The following is a 12,333-nucleotide window of genomic DNA, read 5'->3' on the forward strand; positions in this document are numbered from 1 at the left end:
TCTCTGCGGTGACCTGCCCGGATGTTTACAGTCCGGACGCAGGTCTGCCGCATTGGTACAAATATAAGAACAAGTCCTTCTTTCTTCTTCGGACATCCTATTATAAAGGAAAAACACCTTGGTTTTGCCGAGGTGTTTTTCTCTTTTATAGAAAACAAAAGGCCAATTGTCGTATTTTTTACAATTTATGGAACACTTTTGGAACACTTGGTATTTTATAATTAATTCGCATAGACAAAATATGCATTCAGATTCATTCAATTTTTGAAGGAGGAGAAGAACATGGAAGTAAAAAGGAAACGGCCGTTTCGATCTGCACTCGCTCTCTTAATGGCCGCCGCGATGGCCGCCAGCACATGTCTGCCGGCTTTTGCGGCAAGCACACCGAAGGCTGCCGAAGCGTATGTACCCACGGGGGAACATACGGAATGGTACAAAGGGATTGAAATTCCGGGTGTCAACCGGGAACCCTCCCACGCGCAGTTTATCCCTTATGAAGACCGCTCGCTCGCCCTGGAAAACGAGGCGTCCTCGCTGGACGAAGACGCGCAGAATTCCGCTTATTACCAGCTGCTGAGCGGAAAAGACTGGGATTTCGCCTTGGTGAAAACGCCGGAGGAAGCGGACCAGAAGGACGCAGCTTACCTGGCGGAAACGCTGGACGAACAGGCGGCACAGGATTTTACACCGGAGTTTGTACCGCAGGCATGGCAGACCTACAAGGACGAGGATGGCAACTTCAAATATTTTGACGAGCCGATGTACACCAACAGCATTTATCCCTGGGGATCCATTGTTTTGGAAAATGGCTCCTGGCAGAAAGTCAACTATCGTGATCCGCAGGCGCCAACCCAATACAATCCGGTGGGATTTTACCGCACCGCATTCACTACACCGAAAGATTGGGACGGCAGGGAAATCTTTGTTTCGTTCCAGAGCGTATGCTCCGCGTATTATCTCTATGTCAACGGGCAATACGTTGGTTATACGACGGACAGCTACACCGCGCACGATTTTAATATTACCCCGTATTTAAACGCGCCGGGAGAAGAAAACACCATCGCGCTGAAAGTGTACCGTTGGTCCATCGGCAGTTACCTGGAAAACCAGGACTACATCAACATGAGCGGCATTTTCCGCGACGTCTATCTCTACTCAAAGGACGACGTTGAACTCCGCGATTTCTTCGTCCGCACCGCACTGGACGACCGCGCGGATAAAAACAGCGATGCCACACTGGAGCTGGACGTTGACGTGCGCGGCCTGCACAATGCAGAGGCCGGCGATTACAGCGTTGAGGCGACGCTGCTCGACATGGACGATACGGAAATCGAAAGTGCAACGCTCGGTCCGGTACATATCGAGGCAACGGAACCCAGCACGGAACAGACGCAGGAAGCTTTCCTGGAAAAAGTGGCAAGCACCGGCAAGACTGTCACAGGCTCCATGCGGGTGGACAATCCGGACAAGTGGTTCCCGGATACGCCAAACCTCTACAAGCTGCTGATCGAGCTGAAGGACGAAGAGGGCAAGGTCATTGAGACGGCCGTGCAGCGCGTCGGCTTCCGTGAAATCTACAAGGTGAACATCAACGAAGCCGGACAGGAACAGATGCAGATCACCGGTGAAAAGGCGGTCTTCCGCGGTACCAACCGGCACGACACCAATATTGAAACAGGCCGTGCCGTCACACGGGACGACATTCTTCAGGACTTGACAATGATGAAGCAGTACAACGTCAATTCCATCCGAACCTCCCACTATCCGAACGACAAACTGCTCTATGAGCTGGCGGATGAAATGGGCCTGTTTATCTGCTGTGAGGCAAACATTGAGTCTCACTACGGCGGCTATATCAACGAGTATCAGGACGCCTCCCAGGTCATCCCCTCGGGCAGCAAGAAGTGGGTTGCAACGGTTGTGGACCGCACGGACAACATGCTGGAACTCTACAAGAACCATCCGTCCATTGTGATGTGGTCCCTGGGCAACGAGGCAACCTATACCAAGCACAATTACGACGAAAACTATTGCTTCTGGGTCAGCTCCCAGCGCGTATTGGAGCGCGATCCCAGCCGCCTGAGAATGTACGAGCGCGAATCTGACAACTACTACCACCGCTACCAGAAGGACGAGGGCGCCGACCCCATGGATATGGAACAGCGCCGCAAGAACATCGTGGACGTTCACAGCACGCAGTACCCCACGCAAAGCGCGGTGGAAAGCTATGCGAACAATCCGGATTACAAGATGCCCTATATGCAGCAGGAATACGCACACGCCATGGGGCAGGCGTTGGGCGGCTTCAAAGAGTTCTGGGATCTGGTGCGCGAATATCCGAACCTCCAGGGCGGCTTCATCTGGGATTGGGTTGACCAGTCGGTCACCACACCGCTTCCGGAAAACCAGACCACATATACCATTAAAGACGTCAACACCGGAACGGAAGCGTCCCTCAGCGCCGGAACATCGTGGACGGACGGACGCAACAATACCCAGGCCATTCAGGGCGGCTACCTGACGGTGAACCGCGGCAGCAACCTGAAGGCAAAGGGCGAAGCCCTTACGATGGAGGTCTGGATTAAGACCGACCGCATCCCCTCCGGCAAAGATGAAGGCTTTATCTCCACCGGCGACAACGGCTTGGGCCTGAAGGTCAACAGCCGAGGCGGCAACGCTTATTTTGAGCTGTTTGTGGACGGCTGGGCGGCCGGAACCGCAACAACAGCAGGCCTGCCGGAAAACTTTACAGACGGCAGCTGGCACCAGCTGGCCGGTGTATGCGCGGCGGACAAGAGCCTGCACTTCTACTGGGACGGCAAGGAATTGGAGAACACCGGCGCAAAATTCACCACCGCCTCCGCTCCGTTTGACAGCGCCAACACCGCACTGACGGTCGGATTGGACTCCGCTTCTTCAGACCGCGTTTTCGGCGGCGCAATTGACAGCGTCCGCATTTACCAAAAGGCATTGACCGCGGAAGAACTACAGTCGGAAAGCCGCACAAAAGACGATGCGGACGTCGTCTACTGGCTCGACTTTGCGGGCGAAGAGGTGGAAACCCACGAAACCAACTACGACTGGCTGGAAGACAAGCTAGGAAACTCCTATTGGGGCTACGGCGGCGACTGGATCGACCGCTATTCCAACGCAGACGCATTTTGCGCAAACGGTCTCATCTTTGCGGACCGCTCGCCCAGCGCAAAGGTTGTGGAAGTCCGCAAGGTGCACCAGCAGGTAAACTTCTACAGCGAGGGCAATCCCACCAACGGCAAATTCCGTATTGTCAACGAGTTTGAAAACACCAACTTGGACCAGTACGACGTTTTCTGGAAACTGACGGAGGACACGAAAACAATCGGCGAGGAGCAGGACATGGATCTGTCCCTGGCGCCGAACGCGGAAACCACCGTTCAGCTCAATCTTCCGGAATTCACCCCCAAAGCCGGTTCGGACTATATCCTGGAATTCAGCGTGCGCTACCGTGAGGATACCTCCTGGGCCAAAGCCGGCGATGAATTGGCCTTTGAGCAAATCCCGCTTTCCTATGAGACGGACGCCATGGCGGGTATGGACCTCTCCGCCATGCAGGAATTCGGCCAGGTTACAGAAAATGAAACAGAACTGCATCTGGAAGGCGCTACCACCGCCGGCCAGGAATTCTCCATCGCACTCGACAAGAAAACCGGCGTCATCACCAACTATTCTCTGGATGGAACTACCATCCTGGAAAAGGGCCCGGTTCCCAGCTATTGGAGAGCACAGACCTATAACGATATCACCAACTCCTTCCCGACCGAACTCCGCAACGCGGAGGACACCATGCAGAATATAGAAGTCACGGTACAGAAGAACGAAAACAACAAGTGTGTTTCCGTTTCCATATCCGAAGATCTGCTGGTGGATGCTTCCAACTACGTTACTTACGATATTTACAGCAATGGCGAAATCGTCGTCAGCAATCAGCTGGTGCCGCACAGCAATTTTGCCCCGGGCGACAACAACCAGCCCGCATTGCCAAAGGTCGGCATGCGCATGCAGGTTGCAAAGGGATTTGAAAACCTGGAATACTACGGACGCGGCCCTGAGGAAAACTACTGTGACCGCAACACCGGCTACCGGCTCGGCGTGTACAACAGCACTGTGGACGAGCAGTTTGAGTACAAATACATGAAGCCGCAGGAAAACGGCAACCGCACTGATGTCCGCTGGACCTCCCTGACGGATGAAGCCGGCACGGGCCTGATGGTCACAGCTGATGGATCCATGGAAACCTCCGCACAGCATTACACGGCAGAGGAACTCAACCCGGCGCTGGACAGCCATCCGTATAATTCCAGCAGTTCCTTCCGCCATCCCTACCAGGTAACCATGCGCGAAGATACCATCTGGTGTATCGATTATAAACAGCGCGGTGTGAGCAATACCGCCTTCTTTGGACATGTGCCGCTGGATCCGTACCGCCTGGACACCGACAAAACCTACACCCACGCGTTCCGCATCTCCCCTGTGGCGGGCAGCACAGATAAAATGGCGGGCAGCAAGGTTGCTGTACAGCCCAGCACCGTCGCTTATCCGATCACCGACATCCAGGTCAACGGCGTTTCCCTCCCGGGCTTCGATCCCATGAAGATGGAATACACCATGGAGGTCAACGCAAACGCCGGCACGCCGAAGGTTACGGCGACCACCGCGATGTCCAGCATCCCGGTAAAGATTTCTGTCGAAGGCGACACCGCCACTGTAAAGGCAGCACTTTCCGGAGAAACAAAGATCTACACCATTCGCTTCACACTGGTGGACGTCGTCTACGTGAGCGATCTCGACCAAGGCAACTGGGTCCGCACCGGCGGCGGAAACCTGACGGCGGATCATACAGCATTCAACAAAGCGCTTTCCCTGAACTACAACGGTAAAACCACCTCGTATGAAAAAGGCCTCTCCATGCAGCATCCGGATGCTACTTACGAATCCCGCAGGGTGATGCAGGTGGAAATCCCGATTGAGGGAATGGGTTACGAGCGCTTCAAAGCGGTGGCCGGCGTAGATACGGTTACCCCCAACTGGGCATCTCTGCAAATTAATGTCATCACCACAGACGGCAACACAGTCTCCATCCTCCCCAATACCGGCTGGATGACGGGCACCTCCGCAGCGCTTGGCGTTGATATAGAACTGCCCGGCAACGCCAAAGCGCTGGTTTTGATTGCGGAAATGGACAACAGCAGCGTAGTCGTGGACTTCGCGGATGCCAGATTCGTGAACAGCGTCAAACCCAGTCCAAAAGCGCTGGAAGTAACCTACAGCGGCAAGCAGGCATCCCTGTTTGTAAACGACGAAGAGCAGAAGCTGGCAAACCTGACCGGCAGCTACAAAGCGGAGCTCACCCCGGACGGCAAAACCACCCTGACCTTTATCCCGGCAGTGGAAGGAAGAGAATTCGCGGGCGTCTCCGTCAACGGCGAGGCGCAGAAGAACTTCACCGCGGATTCCTACACCATGACCATCGACGGACTCCCGACGGCTGCCAAATACGACCTGGCGTTCACCGTGGTCAACAAGCAAATCCTCCGCACCGTGCTGACAGCGGCAGAAGCGCTGAACGGCGGTAAAGAATATCTGGAGGCGGTCCCCTCCGTACAGAAGAAGTTTGACGCCGCTTTGAAGAACGCACAGGAAATTGAAAAGCAGCTCAACGCGTCCCAGAAGGACATCGACGGCGCCTGGAAGGATCTGCTGCATGTCATCCAGTTCCTGAGCTTTGCAAAGGGCGACAAGACCGCGCTGGAAGAGGCACTGACCGCAGCGGAAATGCTGGATGAAGAGCTTTACACCAGCGCTTCCTGGCAGGCCTTCCAGAAAGCCCGCGAAGCAGCTCAGGCCGTCTATGACGACGAAGACGCCATGGACAAGGAAATCCAGGAGGCCTGCGCATCGCTGAATCAGGCGATGGAGGACCTCGAGGACAAGGCTGACTGGAGCGAGCTCCTCTCCCTGATGGAAAAGGCGGAAGAAATCGAAGCCGTCCTGGATTCCGCGTATCTGGAAACCGGCAGAGACGCCTTCCAGAAAGCACTGGATGAAGCCAGAGCCATGGAAGAAAGCGCCAGCCAGAAGGAAATCAACCAGATGACGGAAAAACTCACCCTGGCTATGGCGGGCCTCAGAAAAATCCCGAACCGCGACGAACTGAACGACCTGATCGCCGAGATGGAGCAGATCAGCCTGAACGGCTATACCAAGGCCAGCGCGGCAACCTTTGCTCAGGCGCTGAGCGACCTGAAGGCAGCCGCAGCGGACGAAACCGCGGACGACGAAACCCTTGCGACAGCATATCACAACGCCGTGGACGCAAAGGACAATCTGGAAAAGGCGGAAACACCCGTGAAGCCTGACCGGAAACCGTCCGGCGGCAAGGGCAGCTCCACCGGTTCCTCCCATACCTACGGCGCGGCCGGTACCGCTGTGGTCAACGCGGCACAAAGCGTCTCCACACAGGGCGCGTATGTCGTCAGCGACACCACCGTAAACTTCACCCTCAAGAGAGGCAGCGCATACTGCTTCAAGATGACAGTGCAGGGCGGCGCAAACCTGACGCCGAGCTTCACCGTCGGCAACGGCGGCGTGCTCAAGACGCAGTTTGTCGCCAAAATCGGCAATGACTGCTATTACAGAGTCTGGGCCGTCGGCACGCCGGGCCAGAGCACCGGCGTGTACACACAATTGCCCAACGGGGAACCGCAAAAGCATTGTGCCATTACAATTGCTTAAATTGGTTCCCGCTGTAAACACATCCCGACCGGAGACCCCAGGCCAGAATCCGGTCAAGCACTGCACAGTCACAATCGGCTGATTGTTTTTCTAAAAACGCGGTCGATGCTTACAGGGCATATTCCCTCATCATACGCAATCCGTAAAACATCTTACTTATTAATCCACATCCATATTTAATGATAATACACCTCTTGTTGCAGATATAAGCTGCAACAAGAGGTGTTGTCATATCTAGAAAGATAAACTGAACTGGACTTTCTGAGTAAATTGGTACCTGAATGAAAAAGAACCGTCCCATCTCCAAACGGAAACTTTTTCGGCAATGATATCTAATGATAAACTACAATAACATTTTCCCTTTTGGGCTTCTACCATTCCCTGCAGGCCGTTGCTATTTTTGACCTCATTTGCTATACTTGAGATACTATAAGCGCAGGCACAGGAACTCTCGCGCGGGTGTAATGTACGCCTGCTGGACGAAAAGAAGCGAAAGTATTCTTCGAGTGTTAGAATATATCGGATCGTCTGTCAGGCCGCTCTCTTGTATCCAAAGCCAGCCTGCTTCGGAATTTCACCTGAGAGAACAACCATGCTGCAATACTGGCCGGTTTTTTCTGAAACAACTGATGGACCTTCTGGGCAAGCTTAAAATATGTCAGCAAACCAATCGATATACGACAGGTGCACCCCATTCTGCTCCAGTTATGTATATACATAACTCCTTCAAAACTTAACTTCGCCGGGAAACCGCAAAATAATGAAGCTCTTTGATTCAGACGGTACAATCCTAACGAAAATCTAACATAGCATATGATATCCTTTCCGCAGTACCCACGCTGTTGACGCATCGTGGAAGCAGAAAGGATATTTTTATGAAGACAAAAATCTTTTTAAGATTGACAGCGGCAACACTCATGCTGACCCTGACATTGACTGGCTGTGCCAAGCCCATTCTCAATGGGAACACACTGGTTCCGGAAGAAATGGGCATACAACCGCTTACAATCGGCCGGCTTGCCGATTATCTGATTAAGGCGGCTGACGACTACAACCCCAACGCGGACCGCGCTTCCGTTCTGGAAGGATTCTCCGAGACGGAGCAGGCCACTCGGCTGCAAATGTTTGTGTTAGCCAGCCGGGCATTCGGCCACCTTCCTGCCCCAACAGGGAATGGAAAAAACACCGCTCCACCAGCTGTAGATCTGACCGATGCGCCCGAGTGGTCCTGGAGCGCGTTGCGCAATCTGTCTGATGGCGGTGTGTTGGCTGCCTCCGACTTAGGCCTTTCTGACTTACCTGCTCCATCCGATGCAGCGGTTCAGGACACGCCGTCCACAGACGGCGATGGTATGACCGCTTCGGATTCAGACATGGCGGACGATATGAATTCCGGTTCAAAAAGCACCTCTTCCGATGAACCCTCCGGCAATGAAAAGATGAACGCCCCTGTGACACAGAAAGATGCAGAGATCGTAGCGCAGAGATTTTTCCAAGCGTATGGCTCCCATCTGAAAGATAATTTTTACGCCGCTGTGAACAAAGGGGAAATGGATGCACTGGAACTTCCCGGTAACGGTTCCACCGCCGGCGGCTCCAGTACCGTAACCGCCGACACAGACCGTCAGCTTCACGATCTGATCTTAGAAATCATGAACAGTGGAGAGAACTACGCGCATGGCAGCCCGGAGCAAAAAATCCGGGACTTTTACAAGAGTGTCCTTGCGCTGGAGGCGCGGGATGCAGCAGGCATAAAACCCTTGCAAAAGTACCTGGACGCCGCAGATGCCGCTCAAAGCTTTCCCGAGTTAATCGCGGCCATTGTCCTGGCGGTGCAGGAACTGGGCAATATGGGAAACGGCCTTTTTCCCATGATAGCAGTCACCGATACGCAGGACAGCACCAGGAAAGTGATGCAGCTCATGCCCCTGACCCCCATGTTTCCCCCAGAAGATTACGCCGATCCGGACAACATGATGATAAAAGAATACCGCACCTCCATGGTGAATCAGCTTATAGCAGCGGGTGAGAGTCAAACGGAAGCAGCGCGGCTGGTCGACGGGTTGCTCAATATGGAGCATACTCTGGCAAAAAATTCCTCCAGTGCTGAGGAATTGGGTAATCTTCAGAGCCAAACCAAACGCTACACGCCCGCATCCCTGGATAAGCTGATGCCCCAGGCCAAACCATCGGAACTGCTCACTGCTATCGGTCTCAAAGCCGATGCCCGGATGCAGGTCTTCGATGACAAGCAGTTCGCCGCCTATGCCGTCTGGTTTACTGAAGAAAACCTGGAACTTTTTAAGGCCCTGCAAAAAATCGCTCTGATCTCCGGCTTCAGCAGATATCTCAGCCAGGACATGGCGGAAACCTTCGGTTCCCAGACAGGCACCTCCGAAGAAACAGCCAACGAAGCCGTTCAATCCTTCCTCTCCGAAGAGCTGGGCCAGCTCTATGTCAATCGCTATTTTCCCGCCGAGTCCAAGGCCGAAATCGAGCATATGGTGCAGCTGATGATCCGTGCCTTTAAGACCCGCATCAGCCGCCTGGATTGGATGGAGGAGCCTACCAAGCAGGAGGCCATAAAAAAGCTGGATAACATCACGGTGATGATTGGTTACCCCGACAAATGGGACTTTAATTACGCCGATATCAGAGGAGTTGCCGACGGCGGCAGTTATTTCACAAACGTGGCGGCCTCTGAAGCGGATAAATGGAAAAAGATGGTGAACGGACTGGACGAACCGGTGAACCCCCGCCGCTTCCCCATGGCGGCTTTTACCGTTAACGCTGCAGCCAGCCGAAATACCAACACCTTAATTTTTCCCGCCGGTATACTTCAGGCCCCTTTGTATGATAAAAACGCTTCCTTTGAAGCCAATCTGGGGGCTATCGGCAGCACGATCGCCCACGAAATCACCCACATGTTTGACGACGGCGGTGCGCAATATGATGCCACCGGCACTGTACGCAACTGGTGGGCAGACAGCGATTACACCCACTTCCAGGAGTTGTGTAAAAAGGCAGAGGCCTTCTATGACGGTTATGAAGCCGCTCCCGGTATCCCTGTTGACGGAAAAGAAACCCTGAGCGAGAACATTTCCGATATCGGCGGCATTGCCTGCGGCCTGGAAATTCTCTCCACTATGGAAAACCCGGATTACGACGCCTTTTTCCGCAGCTATGCCCGCTACTGGCTGAAGGTGGCCGACTATAAAACTTTGGCAGAGCTGGCCCAGTCAGATCAGCATGCGCCCAACATTCTGCGTGTCAACCGGGTACTCTCTAACTTTCAGGAATTCTTCGACACTTATTCGATCAGCCCCGGCGACGGAATGTACGTGTCCCCTGAGAATCGCATTGTAATTTGGTAAGACTAAAGATGCCGGAGGCACACGCCTCCGGCATTGGCATACCCGCAAAATCCAATACATTTTATAAAAAGGACGTGAAGCGATGAAGCTGCTGCTGGTAGAGGACGAAGCGCTGCTCTCCAAAAACATAGCCAAGGGGCTGCGTCTGCTGGGTTACGCGGTGGACTGCGCCTATGACGGTGAGGAAGCCCTTGATTTGTATTACCTCAACAATTATGACCTGATGATTTTAGACTTGAACCTGCCTAAACTGGACGGCATGGAGGTTCTGCGGCGTATCCGTAATAAGGATGCCGACTTCCGCATTCTTATTCTCTCCGCCCGAAATACCCTCGAGGACAAAATAAGCGGCCTGGACGAGGGCAGCAACGATTATCTGACGAAACCTTTTGCCTTTCAGGAGCTGGAAGCCCGTATCCGCGGCCTTCTGCGGCGAAGCTTCACCACTGGCAGCACCGAGCTGCGCTGCGGTCTTCTGCGGGTGGATACATCCGCTCGGCAGGTATGGTATGGCAAAGAACTCGTGGCGTTGACGCGAAAGGAGTATACCTTATTGGAATACCTGTTGATTCACACCAATCGTGTCGTCAGCGCAGAAGAACTTATTGAGCACGCATGGGACAGCGAAGCCGACCCCTTTTCCAACGCGTTCCGATTTCATATTCACTCTCTGCGCAAAAAACTGGATGAAGCAGGAGCAACGGGGTATATCGTTACCCAGAGGGGGCAAGGCTACCGCATTCAAGATTCCAAGGAGGTATCATCATGAAAAAATGGACTTTACAGGCCCGACTGACCGCTATTGTAGGTATGATCTTGCTGGCCGCCTGCCTGCTGCTTACCACCAATTCCCTTTTTGCCGCCAATACCTACTACGGGGATTATGCCCTGTTAATTGAATCGGGTCTGGCAGAAATCGACCCCGCTTTGGAAAATTTCGCAGAGCTCGACACCACATTGACAGATCCCGGTGCATTCTATCAGGAGGCATCCCAAAAATTCTCCACCCAGTCTCTGTTGGTTACAGCGCTGATCGTTGCTCTGGCGTTGGTATGTACCTATTGGGCCACGGGAAAGATGTTGCGCCCGCTCAAGCACCTGACAAAATCTGTGCAGTGCGTGGATGATCAGCATCTGGACCGCCGAGTCGCCACACAAGGAGCCGAGGGGGAAGTATTGGCCCTTACAGAATCTTTCAATGGAATGCTGGACAGACTGGAAGAATCCTTTCTTATTCAAAAGAGCTTCGCCGCCAACGCAGCCCACGAATTGAAAACTCCGTTGGCTGTCATCAAGTCCTCTCTTCAGGTGTTGGAAATGTCTCCCCATCCAACAGAAGCGGACTACCGGGAGTTCATGACAGATACTGGTGAAAGTCTGGAGCGTATTATTAAGACAGTGGATGGACTGTTATCTCTGGCAAACCTGGAAACTGTTCCGAAGGATGAAACAGTAGAGCTGCGGCCTCTTCTGGATCAGGCTGTCCGGGAGCTGTCCGGCGAGGCAGAAGTAAATCGTGTTGCATTGTCCGTCTCTGGCGAAGCCGCCGCTGTGCAGGGGAATGCCGGCCTTTTATACCGGGCTTTCTATAATCTGATCGAGAATGCCTTGAAATATAACCGACCCGGCGGGACGGTAACCGTGGGACTGGAACAAGAGGGACACAGTATCCGAATCCGGGTAGCAGACACTGGCATTGGCATCGCTGAGGACGCGCTGCCCCACATCTTTGAGTCCTTCTATCGTGCTGATCCTTCCCGCTCCCAACAAATCCCCGGTTCCGGCCTGGGTCTGGCTGTTGTTCGCCTGATCGTGGAGCAGCATGGAGGGACAATCAAAGTGACCAGCGCTGTGGGCGACGGCTCGGTTTTTTCCGTCCAGTTAAATAAATTTTGACTTTATGCCCAATTGTCATAATTGTCAGCCAAAGAAGGGGTTATATGTTAAAAAGTAAAAGTAAGAGGAAAGCATTTTTTAATTATACTTAAACGAATACGGACGAGTTAAAGAAAATCCTCTCATTCCCCCGTTGCCGGATTTACTAGTAGTTCATTCATACCTTTATGAATGACAGGAGCACTTGCGTAAGCGGGTGCCCTTATTGTTTCACTCATACAGTTCTCTGTCCTTATACCAATTATCAAAGCCTTATGGAGTCCGTTAAATTATCTTCCAAAGAGAATGTATT

At 53.2% G+C, this 12,333-nt stretch carries 4 protein-coding genes; all 4 read left to right on the forward strand.

Translation table 11 applies throughout. The features are described 5' to 3' along the window. The first annotated feature begins 282 nt into the window (after window positions 1-282). On the forward strand, window positions 283-6,771 hold the full coding sequence (locus BN2106_RS10660) for a glycoside hydrolase family 2 TIM barrel-domain containing protein (protein ID WP_082236469.1): 6,489 nt from the start codon (window positions 283-285) through the stop codon (window positions 6,769-6,771). Window positions 6,772-7,646: 875 nt separating this feature from the next. Beyond that, window positions 7,647-10,145: a M13-type metalloendopeptidase gene (locus BN2106_RS10665; protein ID WP_050698578.1), complete on the forward strand. Its 2,499-nt coding sequence runs from the start codon at window positions 7,647-7,649 to the stop codon at window positions 10,143-10,145. 82 nt (window positions 10,146-10,227) lie between these two features. Beyond that, window positions 10,228-10,914: a response regulator transcription factor gene (locus BN2106_RS10670; protein WP_050698579.1), complete on the forward strand. Its 687-nt coding sequence runs from the start codon at window positions 10,228-10,230 to the stop codon at window positions 10,912-10,914. Then, a complete protein-coding gene (locus BN2106_RS10675; protein ID WP_050698580.1) occupies window positions 10,911-12,041 on the forward strand; it encodes a sensor histidine kinase in 1,131 nt (376 codons plus the stop codon). Before BN2106_RS10670 ends, BN2106_RS10675 begins: the two co-directional genes overlap by 4 nt. The last annotated feature ends 292 nt before the right edge of the window (window positions 12,042-12,333 follow it).

It is taken from the genome of Anaeromassilibacillus senegalensis, assembly GCF_001261775.1.
In the GTDB taxonomy this organism is placed as follows: domain Bacteria; phylum Bacillota; class Clostridia; order Oscillospirales; family Acutalibacteraceae; genus Anaeromassilibacillus; species Anaeromassilibacillus senegalensis.